This window comes from Prevotella phocaeensis, assembly GCF_900065875.1.
GTDB classification, from domain to species: Bacteria; Bacteroidota; Bacteroidia; order Bacteroidales; family Bacteroidaceae; genus Prevotella; species Prevotella phocaeensis.
In genome coordinates this window covers 848,535-874,837 of record NZ_LT160626.1, presented here as the reverse complement: position 1 = coordinate 874,837, position 26,303 = coordinate 848,535, and the positions used below count along the sequence as shown (strand labels likewise).

Below are 26,303 nucleotides of genomic sequence, written 5' to 3'. Positions count from 1 at the left end.
GTTATGGTTTATCGTTTCAAGAAATAACGAACAAGCACGAAGTTCACGGGAACACACACGGCAAACATGGGTATCATGGCGAGTTGTTTGCTCATTCCAAAGAAGATAAACAGATTGAGCAGCAGCGTTTGGAGCAGGTAATTCACCGCATGAGAGAGGGCAAAACCGGCGCCATGAGTTACGTTCGACTTCACTCGGAACGTGAAACGTGTGGACGCAAGGTAATTGAAAACGAAGCTGAGTGCGTATGCCATCGTGTTTGCCACGGTGGGCGAAAGCCACTGAACAATAATTAGATACGCGCCATACTGTATGAGTACGGCCGCCACACCCACTATGCCGAAGCGCAACACCTCGGCCAATCGGTCGTTACGCCCTCCGTCTGAACGGCTTAAAATATCCCTTATCCGCATACGCAAGCATCTCCTTATCGCCACAGCTGTCGCCATAAGCGGTCAATTCATAGGTTGTACGGTCGCCGCAGTGTGCCTCTATGCGCCTTACCTTTTCCGCCCCGTAGCAATTCTTGGTAGCGAAACGGCCGGTAAGCAGCCCGTTTCGGTCGGTTTCTACCTGCGTTCCGAGCACCGAAACGCGCTGTCTGTCTTCATCGCTCGTGCCGAAATAGGGCACGAAACATTTCACCCAATTGTCGATACTAGCACTTACGATGAGCACTTCCGCCCCGTCTGCCAACGCTCGGTTCACCGCTTGTATGGCCTGCGGGCGCAAGATACCACCGCGATGCTCGGCAAACGACCGGCACAGGACATCGAAATCTGTCAAACGCATGCCCCTGAAAAAGTGGGCAAACACCCGCTGTTTCACCTTATAATTTGGTATAAATCCGAGTTTCATAGCCACAAGAAGCGGACTATAAAGCAGAAATCCCGTCGCGAAACACACTGTGCCTTTGGCATATGCGATAAAACCGAGGAGCGTATCGCTATAGGTCAGCGTACCGTCAAAGTCGAAAGAACAAACTTTCCTACACCTCATAAACAATATATAATGATGAAGAACGACAGACACCATAACAATACGATGAGCTGAATGAACAGGTCTTTGAGCATTACCTTGGTGGGATCGCCGCTTCGTTTGTCTACTACGGCGAGCTGAATGTAGCGCAATAATCCGAGTAGAACGAACACGCTCGTGAGATAGAGCTTATCGGTATGGAAACGTTCTACCACCTCCGGCGACACCGTGTACATGATGTAGCACACGAGCGTGACCGATGCAGCAATGGTAATGGCTTGGTTGATGAACGTAAGGTTGTAGCGGATGGTGTTCTTGCGGGGCGCTTCGCCAGTGTCGTTCATACGCACTACGTCGTCTCTCCGCTTGGCAAAGCTGAGGAAGAGGGTAAGCAAAAAGGTCATGAGCACGATCCATTTGCTGAGTACAACGCCCGTAGCAATGCCTCCGACGAATATCCTAAGCACGAAACCCAGCGCCACTATGCACACATCCAATATGGCATATTGCTTCAAGCGCATGCAATAAGCAAGGTTGAGCGCGTAGTAAAATAAGATTACCGCGCCCGTTTCGAGACGCTTTTCGGGCAACAGCAAGAGCATAAACACGCAGAACAGCAGCATCAGGCCCATGAGCATGTAGGCCTGCACGATGCTTATAGCACCCGAAGCAATGGGGCGCAGGCGCTTTACAGGGTGCCGGCGGTCGGCCTCCGCATCGTATATATCGTTGAAACAATAGACAGACGATGCCGCAAAACAGAAAGCCAAAGTGGCAATCACACCGCGGACAACAGACGTAGCGTTAAGTAATTCGCCACCAAAAAATAACGGAATCAGCACGAAGAAGTTCTTTATCCACTGCTGAGGACGTATGAGTTTTACAATTGCTTTCATCTTTTAATTCTCTTAAAAACGCTTCCTATTGATGCATGAAGTGCCCACGACAAGGGCAAGGTGATGGCTACGGTAACCGCAAACGTTACCCAATAGCCCAGTCGATAGGCCTCTAAATAGTCTAATACGAAGTGTATATGGATGAGATATGCCTCAAGACTCACGGTTCCGATGAACTTGCAAAAGCGGTTGAAGCTCTTCGGAGTGCGCCTGAATATACGGTTCAACAGCAGTACACTGGTAATTGTGAACGGTATGTATAGCATCCGTTCCACGAAGAGGGGGAAACTACCATGCCTAAACTGCTCGAGGTAGAGGCATGTACCGAAGGTCAAAAGCCAGATAACCATAAGCATCCACACGGATTGTCCATCAAGTTGTCGCTTTTCTTTTACCATCTGTCCCATGTTGATGCCAATGAAAAAGATGGGAACACGGCTCCAGAATATCTCTAAATGGCCAACTACGCGGTGTATAGGTACCACCCATTCCACCATTACGCACCATATAACCATGACAAGCGGCAACCAACGGTACATAGGATGATGCTGTATGAGCTTCATATAGGCAGGCGCGAAGGTGTAGAGCATCATGATGGCGGGCACATACCAAAAGGTTAGCTCGTCATGAAGCCAGAAATCCCAGTTGAAGGTGATATCTCCGATGAGGTCGACAAGGCTTGTTGTGTGCCCTCCCCCATGCAGATAATCGGGAATGTAGTACAGACAAGCGATGATAAGCCATGCAGGATACACCCGTAGGTAGCGGCTCTTGAAGAAATGTTTCAATGAGGGAGTCTTCGTCCACGAGAACCATAAGCCCACTCCACTAAGGAAGAGAAACATATCTACCCCCACATTACCGCACCTACGCAGCCCGAAGAAAGGATCTGAACGGTCGAGACCGACGTGAAAGAGGATAATGAAAAGCATGGCAACCCCCATCAATTCCCCGCGATAACGGCTGATATTCGCCAGTTCTATGTTCGGTATTTTCATCGTCTTTCTATTGTCTGTTCGTGGTATATGTTCCGCCCATGCCGCCTCCGGTATTTATTTAAGGCGCGTATCGGGTATGCGTTTCATCAATTCGCGTACCGCCCATGCCACGGCAATGGATGCTATAACGTACAAAAGCAGGCCGGTATAAACGTCTCCCCTACGGCTGTAAGGGATGAATATCTTGCGGATAACGGGATGACACACAAAGAGCGCCGCCGACAGGCTGCCCATCCATGCCAGCCACGAAACCGCCGTACCGCGCTCAGGTAGCAGTTTTACTGCCGCTACACAGCCGAAACACACAAATAAAGGTACGAAGAACCACGCTTGGAAGTTATAACTAAAAGCAACAACCGCCCCGATCGATAATAACAACACGGCAGCATAGGCAGGCTTGGAGCACTCTCTACCGAAACGGGCATATAGGTATCCCGCCCCAAAAGGCAGCATTCCGCCCACGAAGTTGTACCGTATACGGTTGAGAGTTTCGCCTTCCGGATCGCAAAAAGCCTGCATGAGCCAGCAACAGACGATAAGCGTAACGGTGACAGACCAATGTTTTCGGTACATCAGAAGTCGATATACCACATATAGTTGCAGCATCAGTCCGAAGAACCAGTAAGGTCCGGGCCAGATAATACGGTCGGGATCGGGCAACAGATTGTTGAACATGCCCAGTTGGGCTATGATGTTGACGAACTTATAATGAAAGGACGGGGGCGTAAGAGCATCTACTATCGTGAATAAAACGAAGCCTATAAGCATCATTTTGAATAGCTTTAAAAAGTGAGAAACGATGAAGTTCAGGCCTTCACCTGCCCCGCTAAAGACGGCAAAGCGAGACTCTGTTACCCCTTGAGAGGGGATTGAAGAGCCGCTTTCGTACTTCCTGACCAGCCCATACGCACTCAAAAACAAGAATACAGGTACGCCGTAATGACCGAAAAACGACAATATATGCAAGGGGAACAGCATGTCCGGATGTAACATCACCTGCGTAAATCGCTCTACATTGTACCGTGTAAAGGTGTATTCGTTCTCCTTTACCACCGGATTAAGCCAGTGGCAATAGTTATGGAGGAATATTCCGAGGATGGCAACCCCACGCAATAGGTTGCATTGAGTGCGCGAAAGAAGCTCGTTTCCGCATGCTTTTATAGCGCAAGAACTATTCTCTTCCGGAGCTTTATGTACCTGATCGTTCATCTTTACTTATCTTTTGCAGACCTTAGCTTATCGTAATCGGCCACACCTTTCAATATTCTGGGGCGTTTCTCATCATACTTTGTCGAAAGAACATTATACTCCTCGCGGTAATCGGGTGCCGATATGCCGGCAAGATACAGCAGTGTATGCGCCAACGCATCCGTCATCAAAGGGCGGTCTTTTGCCTGCACAATTTCCTTATATACTTCGGGATGCTTCACTGCATAGCGGTGAGAACACCATATCCAGAACGGTATTTCGAACTCATACCGTGCAAGATCGTAGTCTATTTCGGCGGAATGATTGCGACAGATAAAATTCCTTGTGTCCTCGAAGCACTCTTCTCCGTGGTCCGGAACATAGATCACGATGGCATCCTTATGCTCGAAAAGACTGCAAATGCGGTCGACTATCGAGTCATTATACAGCACCGCGTTGTCGTATTCGGCAAGCATACGCCTCTGTTTTGCATTCAATTCGGGGCGTAGATCGTTATAATCGTCGCCCTTGAAGTGCTTCCTGTCTTTCGGACTTCGTAGTTTATAGGCCACATGCTGCCCCATCAAGTGGAATATAATCAGATTTCTATGCTGCGTATTTGCTGCCGGCACAGCATTCGAACGCACAGGGCGATAGGCGTTTCCGGTATCATCGACCTTCACGCGCCCGTCTTTTATCATCTGTTCATAGTCGGTAATGAGCGCCTCGTCGTACTGGTGAAGTTCGGTATTGCGCGTATCGAACTGTGCTGCACTTAGCTTCGGATTGTTCAAGAAGAAGCCTCCGCTGAAGTCGTACACGGCCTCTTTAGCCTGCGGAAGGAACTGATTGGTGATAAAGGTAACATGATAACCGGCCTTACGAAATAGTTCCGTGAACAACGGATAGTCGCACCATTCGCCTTGTTGCCCCACTACATGCATGGAAAACAGATTTTTAAAGACGAAACTCGTAAGGTTCCACGGCGACACCACATCGGTGTATTTCACGAGTAAGCCGGTTCTTTCGCGCTCGATCTGGCGGGGCGTGGTAGGCATGAAGTAGCCATATTGCTGCGAATGATGCTTGCCGTAGCTCTCGCCGATAATCAACACGATGTTCGGCGAAGTAAAAGAACAGCTGTCTACCCGCACTTTGTCGGTAGCAGCCACGAGTTTTTCAATCTGTTCCGACGCCAAAGAATTGGCATAAAGACTGAACACAAGGCGCATGATGGGCGTGTATAGCACAGCATGATCGCGCTCCGTGAGCACATGTTCCACACTCCCGATAGTAGAAGACGTCATAAGTTTCCACGTTGCAAGCTTATTATGACAGCTCGAAACAGCGCTCCACACGAGCAACACCGCACATGCAAAACCTATATACGGACTTGTCGAACGAACGGAAGCCCTGAACCGTCGGCCGTATTCCGCCCGAACGCTGTCGACGGCAGGCGGCAGCAAGCGTTCCAAGCGATGCCTGCAAGCGAAAATAATGTGCAATGCGATGAGCAGGAACAGCCACCCTACGGCGCTGAAAAGCACATCGAAAGACAGATAGGAACGCAGAAATTCGCCGGCTTCGCGCCCGTTCGTCTCGCCTACAAGCAACAACATCGTGGGTGTAAGCGTAGATTCGAACTTTACAAAGCAGTAAACATCTGCCACCGCAACGGCATAGAACAGGGCATAGAGCAACCTTCGAACCCACTTGCGCAGGCGTTCGGGCAGCGCTGAAAGCACCAAACAAACCAGATAGATGTCGAGAAACAGCTCTAAATAGAGGTTTCCGTACAGCTCGGCTCCCTTGCTTTGCGGCAACGTAAGCCATGCACAAAGCACTCCCAACACGTACATGAATACGAAAAACGCCGCATTCACGCGTACCGGATGGAAAACCTTGCCGAGAAATTTGCCCAGAATGCTTAAAATATCCATTCTCTCTGTCATTCACGGACAAAGATACAATAAGAAAATGACACCTGCAAAAAAACGTGAAAAATTAAGCTCTATCGGCGACGGAAATTGCTTCTGTCTGCACCGCCATAACGGTGTTCGCCGCAGACAAGACGTCCCTGTCGGCGACAGACGGCATACCTATGCCGCATAGATACATCGTCTATGCTGCTTATCCCTACGCTCTATCGACGATAGACTATAGGGACAAGGGCACACAAAGCGCACCCTGAACAAAGTAACTCTTGGCACTACGACCGCCCCAATGCGTGGTCAGCGGCGTAAGACCTATGCCCCCTTCCAGAGAAACATTTATTATACCGAAAGCAACGACATCTACTCCTGCAGCTACACCTGCCTCGCATCGGTTCAGTTTGTCCAGATAAGCAGCCGTACCATCGGGAGCTTGCAGAGACAGGTTATTGTAATTGTAAGAACGGCTGTAAGGGTTACCGTTCACAGGCAGCCACTCTCCTGCTGCACTCTTCTTCAAACGTCCACCCAATCCGTAACCTACGTAAGGACCGAATTTCAGGGTTATGAGCGAAGAAACAAAGCCGTAATGGTTTTCGGCATCGCCCATAGGGATGTGATAGGTAAGGAAAAGAGGTGCATACACCCCATGCAAGCGCATACGAAAGCGGACTGCAGTTCCGTCGGGCGCACTGTTTTCAACAGTCCACAGAGCCCCCTTGTTCATATACGACAGCCCTGTTTGGAACCCGAACGTACGCGATAGCGGGATTTCCACCGTGCCCCCGATCTGCAAAGAGGGTACACCGTCGCCGTTGGAATGTATCCAATCGGATATTCCATACCCCACACGTATCGTCCACATAGGGCGCTTCTGTGCTGCGCAAGTAAGCACTACGACGCTCAAAAGCAATACAAAGGAAAAACGTTTCATACCATTTTATCTTTATTTTAAGCCATATAGCAAACAAAGATACAGAATGCGAGCGGAATAACTGAAACGTTGCGCGTTAAAAAAACTGTCGGTTACGGCTGCTCGCCATGCGGTTTTCGCTCGGCATTTGCATAGTATGCCTTTACAAGGGGGGCTATGCAGGGCGGCACAAGACCGTCTATAGACTCGCCGCACCTTACGCGTTGCCTTATCATCGTGCTGCTCAAATCGTAGAGTTCGGCATGTACAAGGTGCACGCGCGGAGGCAATAGCGCCTCTTCCACCGGTGATTGTTTGCGGGGATAGATAACGATATCGAAATTACGAACAATGTCTTGGTGCCTGAACCAGTGCGGAAAAGCCTGCCAATTGTCTGCTCCGATGAGCAAAACAAAGGTTGTATCGGGCATATCCCTACGCATCGACTGCAGCGTATGCCACATGTACGAGGGTTTGGGCAGATGAAATTCGTAGTCGCATGCCGTGAGTTTCGGCTCTTCTTCGAGCGCCAAGCGCACCAACTGCAGCCGTTTATCGTCGGCGAGCAGTTCGGACGATTGCTTAAAAGGGTTCTGCGGAGACACCACGAACCACACTTCGTCGAGCCTGCACGCACGGAGCAACTGCTTCGCCAAGGCGATGTGACCGTTATGAATGGGGTTGAAAGAACCGCCGTATATGCCCACCCGTTTCGACATACGCTGCTTTTGTTTGTTTATGATTTATCTTTTTCGGCGTTCAGGAATGCCTCGACAAGCGCCAATGTATCGCGTTTGGCTTGCTCAAGATCATCGTTTATCACGATTTTATCGAACTTCCGAGCGAACGAAAGCTCATAAGAAGCACGGGCGATACGGTCGTCTATCACCTCCGGAGCATCGGTGGCACGCCCTTCGAGCCGCCGTCTGAGTTCTTCGACCGACGGCGGTTGTATGAATATACTCAATGCCCTATCGCCATAGAATTTCTTCACGTTGCACCCGCCCTTTACGTCTAAGTCGAACACAACGTTCTGTCCGGCCTCCAACTGGTGGTCTACTTGCGCCTTCAACGTACCGTAGAAGCGGTCGCGATATACCTCCTCGTACTCCAAGAACTCATCGTTAGCGATCCTACGCCGAAACTCTTCGGGCGATACAAAGAAGTACTCAACCCCGTCTTTCTCCATTCCGCGCGGTTGTCTGCTGGTACAAGAGATGGAAAACGCAAGGTTCAGTTCCGGATGTTCTGCCATCAGCCAATTGATGATGGTGCTCTTTCCTGTGCCGGACGGGGCGGAAAAGATGATTAACCTCCCCCTTCCCCTCCAAAGGAGGGGGGGGCCTAACGGGGTTAAAGCTTCTTTTTTGTTACCATATATAGGATATTCTTCGTTCATAGTTTCTCTGATTTTTGAAAGTACATAATCAATATTTGCCACCACTTCTTCATTGGTAAACCGGATAACGCGAAAACCTTGCGTTTCAAGATAATGCGTGCGTTCCTCATCTCTCAACGGTTGAGTGCCGATAAAATGATATCTACCGTCGATTTCTACGACAAGTTTCTTCGATAGACAGACAAAGTCGGGGATATATTCGCCAATAAGATGTTGTCTGCGAAAACGATATCCCAAGGCTTTACCACGCAAACATTGCCACAATATGCTCTCTGCTTGCGTGGAATAACGCCGATTACTTCTGGCATTCCTACGTAATATTCCATACGAAATGGCAGGAGAAGTTTCATAATTAAATTTATTATTATTATCAGGCATTCGTAAAATTAAAAATAAAAGCAATAGCTTTCAACCCTATATGCCCATCCCCCGTAAGGCACACCCCTCCTTCGGAGGGGAAGGGGGAGGTACCTACAGCACATTCAGCACCTGTTCTTTGATCTGTTCCAGTTCGTCTTTCATCTTTACAACGATGTTCTGCATCTCTGCAAGGTTACTTTTAGAGCCGGTAGTGTTGATTTCTCGCCCCATTTCTTGTGCGATGAAGCCCAGCTTCTTGCCATTGGGACGGGCCTCGTTCATTGTCTCCGTGAAATATTTCAGGTGGTTCGAAAGGCGTTGTTTCTCCTCGCTAATGTCTAATTTCTCTATATAATAGATCAGTTCTTGTTCCAAACGATTCTTATCGTAATCCACTCCGGGGAGCTGATTCAGCCCCTCTACGATCCTTGCACGTATCTTCTCGACGCGCAATTTCTCGTAAGTTTCGATGCTGGAAAGCAATATAGCGATGTTATCTATCTTCTCTGTGAACTTTTTATGTAATGCCTCGCCTTCCTGTTTGCGGAAAGCGACAAGATTGGCAATGGCCTCTTCGATGGCTTGGCGCGCTGCTTTCCATTCTTCTTCGGTAAGCGTTTCTTCTTCGGTACGTGTGGTTACGTCGGGCAGATGCAGCAAAGTGGCAAACCAGTCTTGCGGTTCGGGTATGCCCGAAACGGCAACTATGTTTTTTATCTGCCGGTAGTAATTGTCTACAAGTGCCGTATTGATGGGGGTAGCAGCCACGAATTCGTCTTTTTCCACCCATATAGAGAAGTCTACTTTCCCACGTTCGAGCGCCTTAGCTATCATCTGCCGCATCTCCATTTCCTTCTCCCGATAGAGCGGGGCAATACGTGTAGACAAGTCAAGCGCCTTGCTATTCAATGATTTCACCTCTACATTAATCTTCTTCTCCTTATAAGTTACGACCGCCTTGCCATAACCTGTCATTGATTGTATCATCGTATATTGCAAGTTAAATTTATGCAAAAGTAATCAATTTGCGGGAAAAAAAGCGTAAATTTGCACCTTATTTAGTATATATTTGTATTATGTCGTGCATATTGAACATAGAAACAAGTACGGATGTGTGCTCGGTTGCCGTAAGTAACGATGGCGAATGTATCTTCAATGAAGAAGATCATAGCGGGCCGAACCATGCTGTTAAGCTCGGTATATTCGTCGATCAGGCTCTTTCGTTCGTCGATAATCATGCCATACCCCTCGATGCCGTGGCCGTTAGTTGTGGCCCCGGATCGTACACGGGCCTACGTATAGGCGTAAGTATGGCTAAGGGTATCTGCTACGGACGCAACGTGAAACTCATCGCGGTGCCCACTTTAGAGTTGCTATGCGTGCCCGTTTTGCTGCATGAAATGACCGGAGAAGAAGGCAATGCACTGCTTTGTCCGATGCTCGATGCACGACGTATGGAAGTTTATGCGCAGTTCTTCGATCGTTCGCTCAAAGAAATACGTCCGATACATGCCGACATCGTAGACGACACCTCTTATAAAGAACTGCTCGATAAATATCCTGTTTATTTCTTCGGCAACGGTGCCGACAAGTGTACCGGCACCATTCGTCACAAGAATGCACACTTCATAAAAGACATAGAACCGCTGGCCAAGAACATGTTACCATTGGCCGAAAAGCGCATGGCACAAGGTGTATTCGAAGATGTTGCATACTTTGTGCCGTTTTACCTGAAAGACTTCGTGGCCAAAACACCCAAGAAATTACTCTAATATAGATATGAAGATAGAAGGATTAGACTATAATACCAAGCGCGAAAGGCTCATCTTGCCGGAATACGGGCGCGAAATACAAAACATGGTCGACTATGCCGTGGCGCTTACAGACCGCGAAGAACGCCAGAAATGCGCCGAGGCAATCGTGCAAATAATGGATCGTATGTTCCCTCAAAACCGCGAGAACGAAGATTACATGCAAAAGCTATGGGATCATCTTGCCATTATGAGCGACTTTAAATTGGATATAGACTACCCGTATGACGTATCTCAAGCCAAGGAAATAGATACGAAACCGGAGCCTTTGAAGTACCCTATGCAGAACATACCCGTAAGGCATTACGGCAATATGTTGTTCGAACTCTTCGAACAACTCAAGCACATGGATGCGGGAGAAGAGCGTGACGAGCTCATCAGAGTAACCGCCAATCAGATGAAACGCAACCTTGTACAGTGGAGTCATGGCTCGTCCGACGATGAAAAAGTGGCCTCCGATCTCGCACGTTTTACCGACGGAAAGGTGCAATTAGACCTCGATACCTTTCAATTTGATAAGGTAAATGTGAAAGAAACCGAGAAGAAACGCAAGAAGAAATAAGCGCCTATGGAGTCTTTTATTATAGAAGGCGGGCACTATTTAAGCGGTACGATCACCCCGCAAGGTGCTAAGAACGAGGCTCTGGAGGTTATCTGTGCGTCGTTGTTGACGCAGGAAGAGGTGACGATCGATAACATTCCCGACATTTTAGACGTAAACAACCTCATTAAACTGCTGCAAGAAACAGGTGTAAAGGTTACACGCAATTCGCGTAACAACTACACTTTCCAAGCGGATAATCTGCATTTAGACTACTTACAAAGCGACGATTTCGTTAAAAAATGCTCGTCATTGCGAGGCAGTGTGCTGATGATAGGCCCGTTACTCGGCCGTTTCGGCAAGGCTACCATTGCCAAACCGGGCGGCGATAAGATAGGTAGACGCCGCTTAGACACCCACTTTCTCGGCTTTAAAAGGCTGGGCGCCAAGTTTATTCGTAACGAAGAACGCAACATTTACCATATTGAAGCCAAGCAACTCAAAGGATGTTACATGCTTATCGATGAGGCCTCGGTCACAGGAACGGCCAATATAATTATGGCGGCCGTGCTTGCCAAGGGCACCACAACGATATACAACGCGGCTTGCGAACCCTATATACAGCAACTGTGTCGACTTCTGAACGCGATGGGTGCCAACATCAGCGGCATTGCATCCAATCTGTTGACCATCGAAGGGGTAAAAGAACTGCACGGAGCAAGGCACTCTGTTTTGCCCGACATGATAGAAGTGGGCTCTTTCATCGGCATGGCAGCCATGACAGGCAATGGTATCAGGATTAAAGATGTATCGGTGAAAAACCTCGGCATGATACCTGAAGCCTTCAAAAAACTTGGGGTTAAGATCGATATAGAGGGCGACGACCTGTGGATTCCGCACCAACCGCACTACCAAATCGAATCGTTTATCGACGGTACCATCATGACCTTGGCGGATGCTCCGTGGCCCGGACTCACGCCAGACCTACTGTCTGTGTTGCTTGTAGTGGCCACCCAAGCCCGCGGAAGCGTCCTCTTCCACCAGAAGATGTTCGAAAGTAGGCTGTTCTTCGTAGATAAACTCATCGATATGGGGGCACAAATCATCCTTTGCGATCCGCATCGAGCGGTGGTAGTAGGCCATGATCATAAGCTCAGACTGCACGCCGGGCACATGACAAGTCCCGATATACGTGCCGGAATTGCACTGCTTATCGCCGCTTTGAGTGCCAACGGAACCAGCCGCATTGCCAATATAGCGCAGATAGACCGCGGATATGAAGACATCGAAAAGCGACTCAACGCCCTTGGAGCGAAAATCAAACGCGTGAATGATTAAACAAGAAGACGTTTACAAGATAGGGAAACTGGGCAAACCCCACGGGGTGAAGGGAGAAATCAGTTTCATATTCAACGACGATGCGTTCGACCGAACGAACGCAGAATATCTTATTATCGAAATTGAAGGTATCCTGATACCGTTCTATATGGAGGAATACCGGTTTCGCAGCAACGAAACAGCATTCATAAAATTTTGCGATATCGACACTCAAGAGCAGGCCAAAGAGCTCACGGGGCACGATGTGTATTTCCCAAGAGCACAGGCCGATGCTGATAGAAGTACCGTATCATGGGCACAGATGCACGGTCTAAGGCTCATAGATGCCATATCTGACAAGCCTATAGGTACTGTCTGTCGCGTAGATGATACCACTCTAAATGTTCTCTTCGAGGTAAACATCGCCGACGGACGCACGGTCCTCATCCCCGCCAACGAGGATTTTATAGAAGAAATCGATACGGATAAGCGGGAAATAAGAATGAAACTGCCGGACGGCATCTTAGACTTAGAATAAAATGAAACAACAGATATGTATCTTAGGCTCTACCGGTTCGATCGGTACGCAGGCACTCGACGTCATCGATCAGCACCCTGATCTTTACGAAGTCTATTGCCTTACGGCCAACAACCGCGTGAAAGAGCTCGCAAAGCAGGCACGCAAATTCCGGCCAGCTGCCGTGGTTATCGCCAACGAAGCGCACTACAAGGAGCTTTGCACGTTGCTCGAAGACCTCACAGATATTAAGATATACGCCGGTAAAGAGGCACTCGACCAGATTGTAGAGGCCGGTCCGATAGACATGGTGCTTACTGCTATGGTCGGTTTTGCGGGACTTTCGCCCACTATACATGCCATCAAAGCCCGTAAGAAGATATGTCTTGCCAACAAAGAAACACTGGTTGTGGCCGGCGAACTTATCTGTTCCTTGGCGCAGGAATACCATGCACCGATACTGCCCGTAGACTCTGAGCACAGTGCAATATTCCAATCGATCGTCGGAGAGGGCGATAATACAATCGAAAAGATACTGCTCACCGCCTCCGGAGGGCCATTCCGCAACCATTCTTTGGAACAAATGAAAACCGTAACCGCGGCAGATGCCCTCAAACATCCTACGTGGGAAATGGGCTCGAAGATTACTATAGACTCGGCATCCATGATGAACAAAGGCTTTGAAGTAATCGAAGCGAAGTGGCTCTTCGGCGTTCCATCAGAGAAAATACAGGTACTTGTGCACCCTCAAAGCATCGTTCACAGCGCCGTTCAGTTTACTGATGGAGCCGTAAAGGCACAACTCGGCGTGCCTGATATGCGCCTCCCGATACAATATGCGTTCTCTTTTCCGAAACGACTCCCACTGAACAGCGATCGTTTAGACCTGTTCAAGCAGCCGTTGGAGTTCTTCGAACCCGACTTAAACAAGTTCAAATGCCTCGCTCTTGCCTTCGAATCTATCCGACAGGGGGGCAACATGCCCTGCATAGTCAATGCTGCCAACGAGATTGTAAACGAAGGTTTCCGCCACGGGAAGTGCTCTTTTCTCGGCATGGGCGACGTTATAGAACAAACAATGCAGCGGGCTACGTTCGACAGGAGTACCGACTACGACACTTACATACAGACCGATGCGGAAGCACGGCGCATAGCTACAGAATTAATGAACAAGTAATTTACGGAAGAAACGAACCGAAGAACCGGCGTTCTTTGTCGTTTCTCCACTCTTAATCCCATCAAACAACATGGAAATATTTTTGATCCGATTGCTACAGTTTATACTGGCAATTTCGCTTTTGGTACTGCTCCACGAGGGCGGACATATGTTTTTCGCCAAACTCTTCGGCGTAAGAGTAGAGAAATTCTTTATCTTTTTCGATGCCGGAATAGGCAAATGGAACGGAAGTTTGTTCAGTTTCAAACCAAAAAACAGTAACACTACCTACGGTATGGGGTGGCTCCCGCTGGGCGGTTACTGTAAGATATCGGGCATGATCGACGAGAGTTTCGACACCGAACAGATGAAAAAGCCCGCACAGCCATGGGAGTTTCGGTCGCATCCCACATGGCAAAGGCTGCTTATCATGATAGGCGGAGTGCTCGTGAATTTCCTTTTAGCCCTCTTAATTTATTCGATGGTGCTCTTTCACTGGGGCGAAGAATACATTCCCATGAAAGATATGTCGATGGGAATGCGGTTCAACAGCGAGGCTAAGGCCATCGGATTTCAAGATCACGACATTCTCTTAGGTACCGATAAGGGCGACTTCAGAGGCCTTAATGCCGATGTGTACCGCGACTTGAGCACTGCCAAACAGGCGCGAGTGCTGCGCAACGGCAAGACTGTAAGCATCGACATGCCGGGCAATCTGAACCTTTTGGGCATGCTGAAGACCACGCCTGTGTTCGCCAGTCCGTATATTCCGGCCGACATAGACAGCGTTGCAGCGGGCACACCTGCCGCGCGTATCGGTATGAAGAAGGGCGACCGAATTATCGCGTTCAACGGAAAGAAGATGAGTACATGGAACGAATTTTCCGACGAGATGAGCCGGCTGAAAGACCAGATGACGGCTGCCAAGACGCACGAAGACAGCATGAAGATACGACAAACCAGCCTTCTATTCGTGCACAAAGGCGATAACAAGGCGATATACAGGGCATATTTCGCGCTCACACCCGACCTGAAGCTCGGCGTAGACAAGTCTAATCTTGCCGATTACTATAAGCCTATCACCGTTAGCTATGGCTTCTTCGAGAGCTTTCCCGCAGGTATCAAATACGGGATCAACGTACTTGGCGGTTACGTAAGCGACCTTCGTTACGTGTTTACGGCCGACGGAGCCAAGTCGCTCGGCGGGTTCGGCTCCATCGGAAGCCTCTTCCCGCCCACATGGGATTGGCACATGTTCTGGCTGATGACGGCATTTTTGAGCATTATCCTTGCCTTCATGAACATCTTGCCCATACCTGCACTCGACGGAGGCCATGTACTTTTCTTGCTTTATGAGATGGTTACGCGGCGCAAACCGAGCGAAACGTTCATGATACGTGCCGAATATGCCGGCTTCGGCATACTGATATTGCTCATGATTATAGCCAATCTGAACGACGTGCTACGCTTTTTCGGCCTCATGCAATAGCGCGAATTTCATCGCTACATGATAACAACAATCGCAGAAGTCTCGCAGGATTTCTGCGATTTTTCGTACCCCTTTGCCAACCGCGTGCAGCACATACTCCTTACAGATATGCCGTCTAAGGCAGGCAGATGGTATATCTAACGCGCATAGCCCATAGGTGTAAGAAACACATCCCCCTGCTCCGCCCGATTTTCTGCCATAAAACATTAATGTTCGCGTGTGCATATACATGAAAAATATAACCTTAGTTCTGCCTATAAAGAAATAAATTCGTACCTTTACCCCCGCAACATAAGAAAAATATCTTTATGAAAAACTACCGAAAGATACTGCTGCCGATGCTGCTCTGGGCCGCATGCAGCATCGCCGATGCACAGGAATTGCAAGGCGACTGGAAAGGAATATTAGACGCAGGCGCCATGAAACTATCGATCGAATGGCACTTCGACAAGGAGAAGAGCACCATGAGCAGCCCCGATCAGGCCGCATTCGATATCCCTACCACGTGCAACTTGCTAAGCAATGATAGTGTAGATGTGGCGGTAAACGCAATAGGAAGCCGTTACGCAGGGCGACTGCAAGGCGATTCCATCGTAGGAACGTTCACTCAAATGGGGCGTTCTTTCAAACTCAACCTGCACAGAAAGGAGGCCGACAAAGTGCGTCCGCAGACACCGAAGCCACCGTTTCCCTACACCACAGAGGAGGTTTCGTTCACCAACAGTCAGGCTCCGGCCACGCTGAGCGGTACGCTCGTCGTGCCCAACAGCTTCAAGAAGGGCAAAACACCCGTAGTGCTAATGGTGACGGGCAGCGGACTCGAAGACCGCAACGAAACGCTCTTCCGCCACCAGCCGTTTCTCGTGATAGCCGATTACTTGGCACGCAACGGTATCGCCTCGCTCAGATACGACGACCGTTCGTACGGGAAGTCTACGGGAAATGCCACAAATGCTACCACCAAAGATTTCATGGAAGACGCCCGTGCAGGCCTCACGTATCTGAAAAACCTGCACCGTTTCGGTAATATCGGCGTGCTCGGTCACAGCGAGGGCGGCACGATAGCTTTCATGCTTGCAGCCAATGGCGATGCCGACTTTATCGTATCCATTGCCGGAATGGCCGTTACAGGCAAGGAACTTCTGCTGAAACAACATCACGACGTGTTGCTCTTACAGGGCACGCCCGAGGAGATAACGAAAGAATACATTGCTCGTCTCGGGCGAATATACGACTATCTCGCGGTCAATCCTCCATGTCCGAACGACAAAGCAGCCATTGCCGACATACTGAAAGGTACCACCTTGCCGCCCGACATCGTAGGAAGACTCACGCCATGGGCCGACAGTAACGTATGGATACGTGCTTTTATCGCTCTCGATCCTAAGGTTTTTATCGAGAAAACCGCATGCCCTGTGATGGCTATCAACGGCGAGAAAGACACGCAGGTAAACGCTACGGATAATCTGAACATTATCCGCAGTGCGCTCAAACCCGACAAACGTAATCTGATTAAAGCCTATCCGGAGCTTAATCACATGCAGCAGCACTGCACCACAGGCAACATGCAGGAGTACGCCACCATAGATGAAACCGTGGCGCCCGAAGTGCTTGCCGATATTGCCACATGGATCAATAGCCTTAAAAACAAATAACCGACAGGCGTACATTCAAGATACACCTGCCGGAGAAACACGAATTGAGCTTGAATAAGGCAGGCTGCACCTCAACAATACGAAACAAGTTTCATTGTTTTCGGCTTGCACTGTCTTTATTAGATATGACCGATGGCCGCGCCCCGCGGGACAGCCGTCGGTCATACCTTTATTACTCTGTGCCGAAATAACGCTGCGCCATCCGTCTGATAGCCTTCATGGAAGGCTTCGAAAAACCGCTGCTATCTTTCATAATAAACATATTCAAATCGTAAAACTCGCACCCGTTGCAATTGTCGGGCATATCGATAACGGTTTCGTTGATACCGGGCAACACTGCCAGCTTCACGCCCTTGGGGAAACTGTCGCGGTAGGTAATGTAATTCCATATCAACTCCGTCACGTTTACGATATACGCCTTGATGTCCTGAAATCTTCTTTGTACCATAACATTTATCCTTTTGGTTACGACAAATGTACGGCATTATTCCCGACAGACCAAAGGGGGAACCTATCTTTTCAGATAGTTTTCAAGTCGTTAAGATAAAAAATATAACAGTTCTTAATTATGTTTATCACCTCGTCTTATCGCATTCGAAAGGCTTCGGTACGCCATATCGCACGCATATATTCAGCAAATTACGGCTGAACCTGCTCTCCGTTCTTCTTCGAAACGACAAACAATCTGTTCTTGAGCCACTCGCGTACGGGAACATCGTACAGCTTGTAGGCCGCATAGGCTATAGACACGGATACGACAAACACTCCTACACCGATTATTATGTGTTGCCCCAACGGAGCATTCTCGTGCTCCTGAAGCCACGACAGCTGCAGATAGATCAACGGATAATGGATGATGTAAAGCGGATAGGAGATTTCTCCGAGCAGCTTACAAGCCTTTGCAGTGCGCTTATCCGTAATGTTACTGCCCGCTCCAATGGCCACTATCAGCGGGAACATCGCCAAAATGCAGAAACATTCGTACAGTCCGTTCAGCCAAGACGTATCGCCTGTACCTACATGAGGTATCGCCAAGAGCAGCGAAACGAGGCCTGCACACCACCAAAAGCCGCCGCGCAAACTGATTAGCCTATTCATTCGTGCCAGCAACAAGCCCATAAAAAAGGGATAGAGCAAACGGGTAGCGCCCACAAACAGATGCACCCCATCGAGTCCCCAGCCCCCAATCACGGTATAGGCAGCCCAATCGTGAGGCTTCAGAATACCGAAAACATCGATATTCAGACATAAATTAACCGTAAGAAAGGCAAAGAAAGCCACGCAAACCGCAAGGCCTATCTTCGACAAACGGCGTATGAACAGGGCGTAGAGCAAGTTCGCAACATACTCATACATCAGCGACCATGCCGGCCCGTCGAGGCTGTATGTCTCTCCCCATCCGCGTATATCCATAGAAGGTGCGGCGGGTATCATCAAACACCCCAAAACATACATCAGCAACACCGTGTACCAAGGCGTCTCAGAGATAAGTGGAAACTTGTCTCCCGCACCGAAATAGAAGCAGAAGAGCCCCAACGTCATCCCGAAAATTACCATGGGATGCAGGCGTACAAGGCGCCTCTTGCAGAAATTCCACACCGACATGCTGCCCCAACGGTCGTCGTATGCGTAGCCTACAACAAAGCCCGAAAGGACGAAAAAGAAATCTACAGCCAGATAACCGTGGTTCACTACGTACTCTTCAATGCCCGAAGCGTAGCCTTCGAAGATATGAAATACAACGACAAGCATTGCAGCAACGCCGCGAAGGCCGTCCAATATCTCGTAACGAGGCTTGGATTTTAAATAGATATTGTTCTTGTTCATAGCGGTTACAAAGATAATCAAAAAAGTTGAGAACAGTCCAGCAGCATAATAAAAACATACACCTATCCGCCACAGACCGCATATCTGTTCGGGATATCCATATCGTGTAAATGAAACAAAAATACGTTGCAAGTTCTCAAAAAATGATTACCTTTGCAGACAGATATATTTTAAACGCAAATTAAACATGAAAAGAATCGTATTGGTACGTCACGGTGAAAGCCAGTGGAACAAAGAAAATCGTTTTACAGGTTGGACGAATGTAGACCTGAGTGATAAGGGTGTAGAGGAAGCAAGCAATGCAGGCAAGTTGCTCAAAGAGCAGGGCTTTACCTTCCAGATAGCCTACACATCATACCTGAAACGCGCCATCAAGACGCTCAACGGCGTGCTCGACAGCATGGACTTAGACTGGATACCGGTTAAAAAGTCGTGGCGTTTGAACGAAAAGCATTACGGAAATCTGCAAGGTTTGAATAAAAGTGAGACGGCAGCCAAGTTCGGTGATGAGCAAGTTCTTATCTGGCGTCGCAGCTTCGACGTTGCTCCGAACCCGTTAGACGATGCCGATCCCAACAGTGCAACGCGAGATAAGCGCTATGCACAGGTGCCCGACGCCTACATTCCGCGCACTGAATCGCTGAAAGATGCCATCGCTCGCGTGATGCCTTATTGGGAATGTGAGATATTCCCCAGCCTTAAAGAGTACGATAGCATTATCGTTACCGCTCACGGAAACAGTCTCCGTGGCATCGTGAAGCACCTGAAAGGTATCTCGGATAAAGATATAGTGGCACTGAACATACCTACTGCCACGCCTTACGTATTCGAATTCGACGATAACCTGAACCTTGTAAAAGACTATTACCTCGGCGATCAGGATGAAATCCGCCGCAAACAAGAGGCCGTAGCCAAGCAGGGAAGTGCCAAATAAGCACCCGCAAAAAATGCTGCATCGTGCGCCCGTCAACCGCGGAACACCGATGCAGCATTCTTTTTTACTGTATGTCTTTACAGTACGGATATCAAATATTCTTTATTTTTCTTCCGCTCTTCATCCAAGAACAAGCCGGTTTAATAGCCGATAGTAAACAATTCTTTGTGATGGACCGGTACTTCTAATTCGTCGACCATAGCTTTGGCATAGTCTTGAACCGATATATGACTCTTACCGTTGGTATCGACTATCAAGTCTTCTTTGCCGAGGCGATATGATCCTGTACGCTTTCCGTCGGTATCGAACTCGCCAGCCGGTGCAAAGAAAGCCCAGTCTATTCCGTCTTCTTTGGCAAGGATATTCAGATAAAAGTCGCCAAGTGTGCGCACCGTACTCATAATTTCTTGAGGAATGGCACCCGAGTCAACAACGCGAAGCCCCGGCTTTACGAATAATACTCCTGCACCCCCGACCATCAGCAGACGCCCTACTCCGCTCTTTTTGGCAGCCTCTACAATCTTCGGTGAATTGGTTTTAATCAAATGAGCAATATCCGGATTAGTCCATCCCGGATGGTATGCGCTGATAATAGCATCTTTACCGCGGGCGATATCGGCAATTCTATCCACGTCGGCCACATCGGCTTCTACAGCAATCAGATGTTCGTGTTTCGGCAATTTAGCCACGTTGCGAACTACAGCCGTTACCTGATGTCCGCGTTCAAGCAACTCATTGAGCACCGCAGAACCCACAAAACCGGTGGCACCTATTAGAACTACATTCTTCATAACTTGTTTCCTTTCTTTTTATGTTTGTTGTTTATTCCTTTTGTCGAGTACAAAGATAGTACAAAAACATAACTTCTGCAAGAACGAACCGGTAGGTTACATAGTTACCGAACGGTAGGATTTGCCTTGAAAAGAGCATTCCTTGAAAAGAAGTTTAACGCAGATTAACATGGTATCTATTGGTAACTAAGTTCAAAAATGCTACTTTTGCTGTCAACAACTCTAAAAGACGGTGCCGCAAACCGGTGCCTATAATATAATAAGGTGTAGATATGGAACAGATTACAGATACGAGTATAGACTTTCGGGCATGCCCTGTACGCAACGTATTAGGGCGTTTCAGCGACAAATGGTCGATGCTTGTATTGATGGGAATACATGAGAGTAAGACCGGTATTCTGCGGTTCAGCGACCTTAAACGCAGGATACCCGACTGCTCGCAGAAGATGTTGTCGCAAACGTTGAAGAACCTTGAGCGCAATCATCTGGTCAACCGCCGGCAATATCCCGAGGTTCCGCCCCGTGTGGAATATAGTCTTACCGACACAGGGAAGAGCCTCATGCCTCCCGTGAATGCCCTTGTGGAATGGGCATTAGACCATTTCAACGACGTTGTGGGTAACTCCTAACCCCGCCGCCATGAGCATCTCCCGCCTGATCAAGAACTGGACGTTGCCGTTGTCTATGGCTACGGGCGCCATAGTTTACCTCGTCTTTGCCGGCACACCGGCGCTTGCAGGGGCGGCGAGCGCATTGTCTCCCATCCTCGACGCCATCCTTCCGCTGTTTATGTTCTTGGTGCTGTTCGTCACGTTCTGCAAGGTCGACTTTCGCAGACTGATCCCTGTGCGCTGGCATCTGTGGGCTGGAGTGTTCCAAGTGCTGTTCATCGTAATTCTTACAGCCCTCATACTGGGGTTCAACATGCAGGGGCAAAGTCTCATACTTGCCGAAGCAATGCTCACATGCATCATCTCTCCCTGTGCTTCGGCCGCCGCCGTGGTGACACAGAAGCTCGGTGGAAACCTCGAAGAGATGACTACTTACACTTTCATTTCTAACTTTATCACCGCTATCTTTATTCCCATCTGCTTCCCGATGATAGACAAAGCGGCCGACATCAGCTTCATAAGCGCCTTCATGAGCATACTCTACGAGGTGGCTGTGGTGCTGCTGGCGCCCATGCTGCTGGCGTTCATCGTGAAACACTGCATGAAGCGTTTCCATCGTTGGGTAGTAGGAGTGAAAGACCTTTCATACTATTTGTGGGGTTGTTCGCTCGTGCTGGTCACAGGGGCCACGGTGAGAAACATCGTACATGCCGACACCACCGCCGCTTTTCTCATCGTCATCGCCGTGTTGAGCCTGCTGCTGTGCATCATGCAGTTCGCCGTAGGCCGCCGTATAGGGCGCTACTTCGACAGCACGATCAATGCCGGACAGGCGTTAGGGCAAAAGAATACGGCCTTCGCCATCTGGATAGCCTACACATATCTGAACCCGCTATCGTCGGTAGGTCCGGGCTGTTACATTCTTTGGCAGAACTGCATCAACAGCATAGAACTGTGGATATGCCGCCGCAAGGGGCTCGAACGGAGCTCATAGACATGCAGTCTATCCCCGTTAAGCGTGCCGTCTACCGGCACTATGCGATATGTCTGTCGCCGACAGGCATACCACCTGCAATTTGCCGGCCATACCGATATGCGGAATAAAAAATCTGCCCGCAACGGCTCATCTGTTGCCGAAATGTTGTAATTTTGCAAAGGAGCCGCCCGCAGGCATGGTGCACAGCCGCGCAAGGCGTAACCGCAAGGAGAAGAACAATAACACGTTAACGATAAAAGAACCCAAAACAATGGCAAACCTAAGATTTGAAGTAGTGGCCGAAGCATTCAGAAAAAAACCGCTCGAGATAACGGCACCGAGCGAAAGACCGTCGGAATATTTCGGCAAGTACGTATTCAACCGCGCCAAGATGTACAAGTATCTGCCCGTCGGAGTATATGAAAAGCTCACCGATGTGATAGACAACGGCGCCCGACTCGACCGCTCCATAGCCGACGCGGTGGCCGAGGGAATGAAACGCTGGGCCGAAGAAAACGGCGTCACCCACTACACACACTGGTTTCAACCGCTCACCGAAGGCACCGCCGAGAAGCATGATGCCTTCGTAGAGCACGACGGCAAGGGCGGTATGATAGAAGAGTTCTCGGGCAAGCTGCTCGTACAACAGGAACCCGATGCCAGTTCTTTTCCCAGCGGAGGCATACGCAACACCTTCGAGGCCCGCGGCTACTCGGCATGGGATCCCACTTCGCCCGTGTTCATCATCGACGATACGCTCTGCATCCCCACCATCTTCATTTCATACACCGGCGAGGCGCTCGATTACAAAGCCCCTCTGTTGCGCTCGCTCCACGCCGTGGGCAAGGCTGCTGCCGAGGTATGCCGCTATTTTTATCCCGACGTAAAGAAAGTTACCACCAATCTCGGCTGGGAACAAGAATACTTCCTCGTAGACGAGAGTCTCTATTCGGCCCGCCCCGACCTCATGCTGACGGGGCGCACACTGATGGGCCACGATTCCGCAAAGAACCAACAAATGGACGACCATTACTTCGGCACCATCCCCGACCGCGTACAGGCGTTCATGAAAGACCTTGAAGTGCAGGCGCTCGAACTCGGTATACCCTGCAAGACAAGGCACAACGAGGTGGCTCCCAACCAGTTCGAGCTGGCCCCCATCTTCGAAGAATGCAACCTTGCCGTAGACCATAACATGCTCCTCATGTCGCTCATGAAACGTGTTGCCCGCAAACATGGCTTCCGAGTGCTGCTCCACGAGAAACCTTTCGCTGGTGTCAACGGTTCCGGAAAGCACAACAACTGGTCGCTCTCCACCGACACGGGCATCCTGCTCCACGGTGCCGGCAAAACCGCCGAAGACAACCTGCGTTTTGTGGTCTTCATCGTAGAAACGCTGATGGGTGTGTATCGCCACAACGGCCTGCTCAAAGCCTCCATCATGAGTGCCACCAATGCTCACCGGCTCGGGGCCAACGAGGCGCCTCCCGCCATCATCTCAGCCTTTCTCGGTAAGCATCTGAGCGATCTGCTCGAGCATATCGAGAACAGCCACAAGGCCGACCTCTTCGTATTGCAGGGCAAAAAAGGAATGCAGCTCGATATCCCGCAAATTCCCGAACTTATGATCGACAACACCGACCGTAACCGCACCTCGCCTTTCGCCTTTACCGGCAACCGCTTCGAATTTCGCGCCGTAGGCTCCGAGGCCAACTGCGCATCGGCCATCATTGTGCTCAACGCCGCCGTTGCCGAAGCGCTCACCGACTTCAAGAAACGCGTAGACGCCCTGATAAAGAAGGGAGAAGACAAAGTGTCGGCCATCATCGACATCGTGCGCGAAGACATAAAAACCTGCAAACCCATCCATTTCGACGGCAACGGATACTCCGACGAATGGATCAAGGAAGCCCGCCGCCGCGGCTTAGACTGCGAAACCAGCTGCCCCCTCGTCTTCGACCGCTATCTCGACGCCGACAGTGTAAGAATGTTCGAAACCACCAACATCATGCACCGCAACGAGCTCGAGGCCCGCAACGAAGTAAAATGGGAAACCTACACCAAGAAAATACAGATCGAAGCCCGCGTCATGGGCGACCTCTCCATGAACCACATCATCCCCGTGGCCACCCATTACCAGAGCCGGCTTGCCAAAAACGTGCAGAACATGTATGCCATCTTCGACCAAGCCGAAGCCGCCCGCCTCACCGCACGCAACGTAAAAATCATCAAAGAAATCGCCCGCCGCACGCAAACCATAGAAACCGGCGTAGAAGAACTCGTCGACGCACGCAAGGTGGCCAACAAAATCAGCCACGAGCGCGCCAAGGCCATCGCCTACCACGACACAGTGGAGCCCAAGATGAAAGAAATACGCTACCAGATAGACAAGCTCGAACTCCTCGTGGCCGACGAACTCTGGACACTTCCCAAATATCGCGAACTCCTCTTCATCCGGTAGCCCCGCCCTACGGTGCAGCCTCTGCCGCCGGCCGCACCCAAAAACGATGGCCGATTTCGCATGTTCCCCGTATCGATAAGAAAACAATAGGCGGAGAACAAGAAACGGCGCTCCCCTCTATGCGTTGGGCGTGAACTCCTCGAACCCGACCGAGCGGAGCGAATTCTTGAAAGCAGGCTTGGGCGTGAAGATGATTTTGGCCGGTCGGATGTCCGACACATTGAACGACTTGGCGTTCTCCACCGACTTGCTGCCGAACGAGGCGCGGAACGTGCCCAGTTCGCCGCACTCCACAGAGAAACCGCGCTCGGTAAGCCGCGAAATCACCGTGTGCAGCCGGCTCAGAACAGCCTTCACATCGGCCGCGTCAACCGTCGAACCGTCAGACATCTCTTTTACAAAATCCTCGAACCCGATTTTGCCGAGGTTCACAGGCTGTGCAATATAAACCTCCTTGCCTTTCTGCGCACCAATGTTGAGCTTGCGCTTCACCAGTTTGTACTTTAATTTTGCCATACCTTTAATTATTTAGTAATCAAACAATTATCTTTGCAACAAAGATAGTAAATTTTTCTTGGCGAACAAAATAATTTTTTATCGCGAAGAAAATAAAAATTCTTCGCGATGAAAATATCTTTTCTTCCTGAAGATTTATAGAAAAGACAAAAATAGTACTTTGTTTTCTTGCTTACCTTTAAATCTCTTGCTAACAACATAAGAATGTGAATATCCAACAACTCTCCAATATTAACAACCCTGCGAAATGCAACAAAAGTTAAAATATCGGTCTGCGGAGACAGACTGCATAAAATTTGTTGTATATTCGCTTCTATCAATCACCTTATAATAATTTTCATTATGGAGTATTTACTTAAATCATTTACGAAAACCGTAAAACATTGGTACTTCCCGCTGATTTTGGGAGTGTTGTTCATCATCTGCGGACTTTACGTATTTGTCTCGCCTGCGGAAACATATCTTACACTTGCGCTGCTGTTCGCCCTGTCGTTTCTGGTATGGGGACTGTCCGACATGTTCTTTTCCATCGACAACCGTAAGTCGTTGCGCAGCTGGGGATGGTATTTTGTAGGGGGCCTTGTTTCACTTTTGATGGGTTTTTATCTGCTCATCCACCCTGTAGTATCAATGGAAGTGCTGCCATTTGTGGTAGGATTCATGCTGCTTTTCCGCTCATTCGAACTGCTTGGCTTCGCTTTCGAGGTAAAAGAGGCGGGCGTACTAAATTGGGGCAATCTGGCTATCGCGAGCGTATTGGGCATTATTGTTTCGTTCGTACTCCTTGCATGGCCCGTATTTACGGGTGTATGGCTGGTGGTGCTTACGGGGTTGGCGTTCATCTTTACAGGCATAGCATCTATCATACTTTCGCTCAACCTAAAGAAGTTGAAAGCATGGGGCGACAAGCTGTCGGGTGATCTGAAAGATAGAATCGAGAAACTGAATAGCGAAATCAAGGAAGCATTGGGCAAATAATCCTGCAAACCGATGAAGAATATACTCCTCTCCCATAAATGGGAGGGGAGTTTTTGCTAC

General features: G+C 49.4%; 28 protein-coding genes. 14 read left to right on the top strand and 14 right to left on the bottom strand.

Annotated elements, in window-relative coordinates:
- Nucleotides 1–8 precede the first annotated feature (8 nt).
- The 6 genes from BN3912_RS11680 to BN3912_RS11655 are packed head-to-tail and all read right to left on the bottom strand — an operon-like array spanning nucleotide 9 to nucleotide 6,000.
- Nucleotides 9–413 (bottom strand): GtrA family protein, encoded by a 405-nt coding sequence (locus BN3912_RS11680; RefSeq protein ID WP_023983868.1) that lies wholly within the window; start codon nucleotides 411–413, stop codon nucleotides 9–11.
- The gene (locus BN3912_RS11675; protein WP_023983869.1) at nucleotides 370–999 is read right to left on the bottom strand and encodes an HAD family hydrolase; all 630 of its coding nucleotides are present in this window, start codon (nucleotides 997–999) and stop codon (nucleotides 370–372) included. The genes BN3912_RS11680 and BN3912_RS11675 overlap by 44 nt, the downstream gene beginning before the upstream one ends.
- Nucleotides 996–1,874 (bottom strand): decaprenyl-phosphate phosphoribosyltransferase, encoded by an 879-nt coding sequence (locus BN3912_RS11670; protein ID WP_023983870.1) that lies wholly within the window; start codon nucleotides 1,872–1,874, stop codon nucleotides 996–998. Before BN3912_RS11670 ends, BN3912_RS11675 begins: the two co-directional genes overlap by 4 nt.
- Nucleotides 1,871–2,872 (bottom strand): acyltransferase family protein, encoded by a 1,002-nt coding sequence (locus BN3912_RS11665; protein WP_023983871.1) that lies wholly within the window; start codon nucleotides 2,870–2,872, stop codon nucleotides 1,871–1,873. Before BN3912_RS11665 ends, BN3912_RS11670 begins: the two co-directional genes overlap by 4 nt.
- Before the next feature lie 54 nt (nucleotides 2,873–2,926).
- Nucleotides 2,927–4,081: an acyltransferase family protein gene (locus tag BN3912_RS11660; RefSeq protein ID WP_023983872.1), complete on the bottom strand. Its 1,155-nt coding sequence runs from the start codon at nucleotides 4,079–4,081 to the stop codon at nucleotides 2,927–2,929.
- A gap of 2 nt (nucleotides 4,082–4,083) precedes the next feature.
- Nucleotides 4,084–6,000: a phosphoethanolamine transferase gene (locus BN3912_RS11655; protein WP_036859485.1), complete on the bottom strand. Its 1,917-nt coding sequence runs from the start codon at nucleotides 5,998–6,000 to the stop codon at nucleotides 4,084–4,086.
- Between the two features lie 37 nt (nucleotides 6,001–6,037).
- Here BN3912_RS11655 and BN3912_RS12600 point away from each other — a divergent pair, with 37 nt between their 5' ends.
- Nucleotides 6,038–6,172, top strand: coding sequence for a hypothetical protein (locus BN3912_RS12600; protein WP_262502684.1), 135 nt, complete (start codon nucleotides 6,038–6,040; stop codon nucleotides 6,170–6,172).
- 45 nt (nucleotides 6,173–6,217) lie between these two features.
- Here the strand turns inward: BN3912_RS12600 and BN3912_RS11650 are convergent, their stop codons facing one another.
- The 4 genes from BN3912_RS11650 to BN3912_RS11635 form a co-directional block, all read right to left on the bottom strand.
- Nucleotides 6,218–6,925, bottom strand: a complete 708-nt coding sequence (locus tag BN3912_RS11650) for a porin family protein (protein WP_023983874.1) — start codon at nucleotides 6,923–6,925, stop codon at nucleotides 6,218–6,220.
- Nucleotides 6,926–7,017: 92 nt separating this feature from the next.
- Entirely contained in the window at nucleotides 7,018–7,623 is a 606-nt protein-coding gene (gene nadD, locus BN3912_RS11645; protein ID WP_023983875.1) for a nicotinate (nicotinamide) nucleotide adenylyltransferase, read from the bottom strand.
- 17 nt (nucleotides 7,624–7,640) lie between these two features.
- A complete protein-coding gene (gmk, locus tag BN3912_RS12065; protein WP_023983876.1) occupies nucleotides 7,641–8,681 on the bottom strand; it encodes a guanylate kinase in 1,041 nt (346 codons plus the stop codon).
- Between the two features lie 93 nt (nucleotides 8,682–8,774).
- Nucleotides 8,775–9,650: a YicC/YloC family endoribonuclease gene (locus BN3912_RS11635; RefSeq protein ID WP_004368793.1), complete on the bottom strand. Its 876-nt coding sequence runs from the start codon at nucleotides 9,648–9,650 to the stop codon at nucleotides 8,775–8,777.
- Nucleotides 9,651–9,739: 89 nt separating this feature from the next.
- Between BN3912_RS11635 and tsaB the strand changes: the two genes are divergently transcribed.
- The 8 genes from tsaB to BN3912_RS11600 all read left to right on the top strand — a co-directional run bounded on the left by tsaB (nucleotide 9,740) and on the right by BN3912_RS11600 (nucleotide 17,149).
- Complete coding sequence (gene tsaB, locus BN3912_RS11630; RefSeq protein ID WP_036859312.1) at nucleotides 9,740–10,435, top strand: tRNA (adenosine(37)-N6)-threonylcarbamoyltransferase complex dimerization subunit type 1 TsaB; 696 nt, start codon at nucleotides 9,740–9,742, stop codon at nucleotides 10,433–10,435.
- Nucleotides 10,436–10,442: 7 nt separating this feature from the next.
- On the top strand, nucleotides 10,443–11,036 hold the full coding sequence (locus tag BN3912_RS11625; RefSeq protein ID WP_004368795.1) for a DUF4290 domain-containing protein: 594 nt from the start codon (nucleotides 10,443–10,445) through the stop codon (nucleotides 11,034–11,036).
- Between the two features lie 6 nt (nucleotides 11,037–11,042).
- Nucleotides 11,043–12,353, top strand: a complete 1,311-nt coding sequence (gene murA, locus BN3912_RS11620; protein ID WP_004368796.1) for a UDP-N-acetylglucosamine 1-carboxyvinyltransferase — start codon at nucleotides 11,043–11,045, stop codon at nucleotides 12,351–12,353.
- Nucleotides 12,346–12,870: a ribosome maturation factor RimM gene (gene rimM / locus BN3912_RS11615; protein WP_023983877.1), complete on the top strand. Its 525-nt coding sequence runs from the start codon at nucleotides 12,346–12,348 to the stop codon at nucleotides 12,868–12,870. Before murA ends, rimM begins: the two co-directional genes overlap by 8 nt.
- Before the next feature lies 1 nt (nucleotide 12,871).
- Complete coding sequence (locus tag BN3912_RS11610; protein ID WP_023983878.1) at nucleotides 12,872–14,026, top strand: 1-deoxy-D-xylulose-5-phosphate reductoisomerase; 1,155 nt, start codon at nucleotides 12,872–12,874, stop codon at nucleotides 14,024–14,026.
- Between the two features lie 70 nt (nucleotides 14,027–14,096).
- Nucleotides 14,097–15,494, top strand: a complete 1,398-nt coding sequence (gene rseP / locus BN3912_RS11605) for an RIP metalloprotease RseP (protein WP_023983879.1) — start codon at nucleotides 14,097–14,099, stop codon at nucleotides 15,492–15,494.
- Between the two features lie 18 nt (nucleotides 15,495–15,512).
- Complete coding sequence (locus BN3912_RS12595; protein ID WP_262502685.1) at nucleotides 15,513–15,635, top strand: hypothetical protein; 123 nt, start codon at nucleotides 15,513–15,515, stop codon at nucleotides 15,633–15,635.
- Between the two features lie 167 nt (nucleotides 15,636–15,802).
- Complete coding sequence (locus BN3912_RS11600; protein ID WP_023983880.1) at nucleotides 15,803–17,149, top strand: alpha/beta hydrolase family protein; 1,347 nt, start codon at nucleotides 15,803–15,805, stop codon at nucleotides 17,147–17,149.
- Between the two features lie 172 nt (nucleotides 17,150–17,321).
- On the opposite strand, the gene BN3912_RS11595 is transcribed toward BN3912_RS11600, so the two are convergent.
- The gene (locus tag BN3912_RS11595; protein ID WP_004368802.1) at nucleotides 17,322–17,597 is read right to left on the bottom strand and encodes a hypothetical protein; all 276 of its coding nucleotides are present in this window, start codon (nucleotides 17,595–17,597) and stop codon (nucleotides 17,322–17,324) included.
- 191 nt (nucleotides 17,598–17,788) lie between these two features.
- The gene (locus BN3912_RS11590; protein ID WP_036859489.1) at nucleotides 17,789–18,976 is read right to left on the bottom strand and encodes an acyltransferase family protein; all 1,188 of its coding nucleotides are present in this window, start codon (nucleotides 18,974–18,976) and stop codon (nucleotides 17,789–17,791) included.
- A 187-nt stretch (nucleotides 18,977–19,163) separates the two neighbouring features.
- On the opposite strand from BN3912_RS11590, the gene gpmA reads away from it, so the two are divergent.
- A complete protein-coding gene (gene gpmA, locus BN3912_RS11585; protein ID WP_004368804.1) occupies nucleotides 19,164–19,910 on the top strand; it encodes a 2,3-diphosphoglycerate-dependent phosphoglycerate mutase in 747 nt (248 codons plus the stop codon).
- Nucleotides 19,911–20,050: 140 nt separating this feature from the next.
- Here gpmA and BN3912_RS11580 read toward each other — a convergent pair whose 3' ends face one another.
- A complete protein-coding gene (locus tag BN3912_RS11580) occupies nucleotides 20,051–20,701 on the bottom strand; it encodes an NAD(P)-dependent oxidoreductase (RefSeq protein WP_023983882.1) in 651 nt (216 codons plus the stop codon).
- 272 nt (nucleotides 20,702–20,973) lie between these two features.
- Between BN3912_RS11580 and BN3912_RS11575 the strand changes: the two genes are divergently transcribed.
- The 3 genes from BN3912_RS11575 (at nucleotide 20,974) to BN3912_RS11565 (ending at nucleotide 24,749) form a co-directional block, all read left to right on the top strand.
- Nucleotides 20,974–21,330: a winged helix-turn-helix transcriptional regulator gene (locus BN3912_RS11575; RefSeq protein WP_004368806.1), complete on the top strand. Its 357-nt coding sequence runs from the start codon at nucleotides 20,974–20,976 to the stop codon at nucleotides 21,328–21,330.
- Between the two features lie 10 nt (nucleotides 21,331–21,340).
- Nucleotides 21,341–22,306 (top strand): transporter, encoded by a 966-nt coding sequence (locus BN3912_RS11570; protein ID WP_004368807.1) that lies wholly within the window; start codon nucleotides 21,341–21,343, stop codon nucleotides 22,304–22,306.
- A 253-nt stretch (nucleotides 22,307–22,559) separates the two neighbouring features.
- The gene (locus BN3912_RS11565) at nucleotides 22,560–24,749 is read left to right on the top strand and encodes a glutamine synthetase III family protein (protein ID WP_023983883.1); all 2,190 of its coding nucleotides are present in this window, start codon (nucleotides 22,560–22,562) and stop codon (nucleotides 24,747–24,749) included.
- A gap of 117 nt (nucleotides 24,750–24,866) precedes the next feature.
- On the opposite strand, the gene BN3912_RS11560 is transcribed toward BN3912_RS11565, so the two are convergent.
- Nucleotides 24,867–25,265 carry an HU family DNA-binding protein gene (locus BN3912_RS11560; RefSeq protein ID WP_023983884.1) on the bottom strand — a complete coding sequence of 133 codons (399 nt, stop codon included), beginning with the start codon at nucleotides 25,263–25,265 and terminating at the stop codon, nucleotides 24,867–24,869.
- Nucleotides 25,266–25,607: 342 nt separating this feature from the next.
- Between BN3912_RS11560 and BN3912_RS11555 the strand changes: the two genes are divergently transcribed.
- Nucleotides 25,608–26,243 carry an HdeD family acid-resistance protein gene (locus BN3912_RS11555; RefSeq protein ID WP_004368811.1) on the top strand — a complete coding sequence of 212 codons (636 nt, stop codon included), beginning with the start codon at nucleotides 25,608–25,610 and terminating at the stop codon, nucleotides 26,241–26,243.
- The last annotated feature ends 60 nt before the right edge of the window (nucleotides 26,244–26,303 follow it).

What these genes read in the sequence shown, in the direction of transcription:
- BN3912_RS11560 (WP_023983884.1), bottom strand. Translation starts at nt 25,265, where the DNA reads ATGGCAAAATTAAAGTACAAACTGGTGAAGCGCAAGCTCAACATTGGT.
- BN3912_RS11580 (WP_023983882.1), bottom strand. Translation starts at nt 20,701, where the DNA reads ATGAAGAATGTAGTTCTAATAGGTGCCACCGGTTTTGTGGGTTCTGCG.
- BN3912_RS11665 (WP_023983871.1), bottom strand. Translation starts at nt 2,872, where the DNA reads ATGAAAATACCGAACATAGAACTGGCGAATATCAGCCGTTATCGCGGG.
- BN3912_RS12600 (WP_262502684.1), top strand. Translation starts at nt 6,038, where the DNA reads ATGACACCTGCAAAAAAACGTGAAAAATTAAGCTCTATCGGCGACGGA.
- BN3912_RS11625 (WP_004368795.1), top strand. Translation starts at nt 10,443, where the DNA reads ATGAAGATAGAAGGATTAGACTATAATACCAAGCGCGAAAGGCTCATC.
- BN3912_RS12595 (WP_262502685.1), top strand. Translation starts at nt 15,513, where the DNA reads ATGATAACAACAATCGCAGAAGTCTCGCAGGATTTCTGCGATTTTTCG.
- BN3912_RS11570 (WP_004368807.1), top strand. Translation starts at nt 21,341, where the DNA reads ATGAGCATCTCCCGCCTGATCAAGAACTGGACGTTGCCGTTGTCTATG.
- murA (WP_004368796.1), top strand. Translation starts at nt 11,043, where the DNA reads ATGGAGTCTTTTATTATAGAAGGCGGGCACTATTTAAGCGGTACGATC.
- BN3912_RS11575 (WP_004368806.1), top strand. Translation starts at nt 20,974, where the DNA reads ATGGAACAGATTACAGATACGAGTATAGACTTTCGGGCATGCCCTGTA.
- tsaB (WP_036859312.1), top strand. Translation starts at nt 9,740, where the DNA reads ATGTCGTGCATATTGAACATAGAAACAAGTACGGATGTGTGCTCGGTT.
- BN3912_RS11590 (WP_036859489.1), bottom strand. Translation starts at nt 18,976, where the DNA reads ATGAACAAGAACAATATCTATTTAAAATCCAAGCCTCGTTACGAGATA.
- BN3912_RS11670 (WP_023983870.1), bottom strand. Translation starts at nt 1,874, where the DNA reads ATGAAAGCAATTGTAAAACTCATACGTCCTCAGCAGTGGATAAAGAAC.
- nadD (WP_023983875.1), bottom strand. Translation starts at nt 7,623, where the DNA reads ATGTCGAAACGGGTGGGCATATACGGCGGTTCTTTCAACCCCATTCAT.
- BN3912_RS11635 (WP_004368793.1), bottom strand. Translation starts at nt 9,650, where the DNA reads ATGATACAATCAATGACAGGTTATGGCAAGGCGGTCGTAACTTATAAG.
- BN3912_RS11660 (WP_023983872.1), bottom strand. Translation starts at nt 4,081, where the DNA reads ATGAACGATCAGGTACATAAAGCTCCGGAAGAGAATAGTTCTTGCGCT.
- BN3912_RS11565 (WP_023983883.1), top strand. Translation starts at nt 22,560, where the DNA reads ATGGCAAACCTAAGATTTGAAGTAGTGGCCGAAGCATTCAGAAAAAAA.
- BN3912_RS11675 (WP_023983869.1), bottom strand. Translation starts at nt 999, where the DNA reads ATGAGGTGTAGGAAAGTTTGTTCTTTCGACTTTGACGGTACGCTGACC.
- gmk (WP_023983876.1), bottom strand. Translation starts at nt 8,681, where the DNA reads ATGCCTGATAATAATAATAAATTTAATTATGAAACTTCTCCTGCCATT.
- BN3912_RS11655 (WP_036859485.1), bottom strand. Translation starts at nt 6,000, where the DNA reads ATGGATATTTTAAGCATTCTGGGCAAATTTCTCGGCAAGGTTTTCCAT.
- BN3912_RS11680 (WP_023983868.1), bottom strand. Translation starts at nt 413, where the DNA reads ATGCGGATAAGGGATATTTTAAGCCGTTCAGACGGAGGGCGTAACGAC.
- gpmA (WP_004368804.1), top strand. Translation starts at nt 19,164, where the DNA reads ATGAAAAGAATCGTATTGGTACGTCACGGTGAAAGCCAGTGGAACAAA.
- BN3912_RS11555 (WP_004368811.1), top strand. Translation starts at nt 25,608, where the DNA reads ATGGAGTATTTACTTAAATCATTTACGAAAACCGTAAAACATTGGTAC.
- BN3912_RS11595 (WP_004368802.1), bottom strand. Translation starts at nt 17,597, where the DNA reads ATGGTACAAAGAAGATTTCAGGACATCAAGGCGTATATCGTAAACGTG.
- BN3912_RS11600 (WP_023983880.1), top strand. Translation starts at nt 15,803, where the DNA reads ATGAAAAACTACCGAAAGATACTGCTGCCGATGCTGCTCTGGGCCGCA.
- BN3912_RS11610 (WP_023983878.1), top strand. Translation starts at nt 12,872, where the DNA reads ATGAAACAACAGATATGTATCTTAGGCTCTACCGGTTCGATCGGTACG.
- rimM (WP_023983877.1), top strand. Translation starts at nt 12,346, where the DNA reads ATGATTAAACAAGAAGACGTTTACAAGATAGGGAAACTGGGCAAACCC.
- BN3912_RS11650 (WP_023983874.1), bottom strand. Translation starts at nt 6,925, where the DNA reads ATGAAACGTTTTTCCTTTGTATTGCTTTTGAGCGTCGTAGTGCTTACT.
- rseP (WP_023983879.1), top strand. Translation starts at nt 14,097, where the DNA reads ATGGAAATATTTTTGATCCGATTGCTACAGTTTATACTGGCAATTTCG.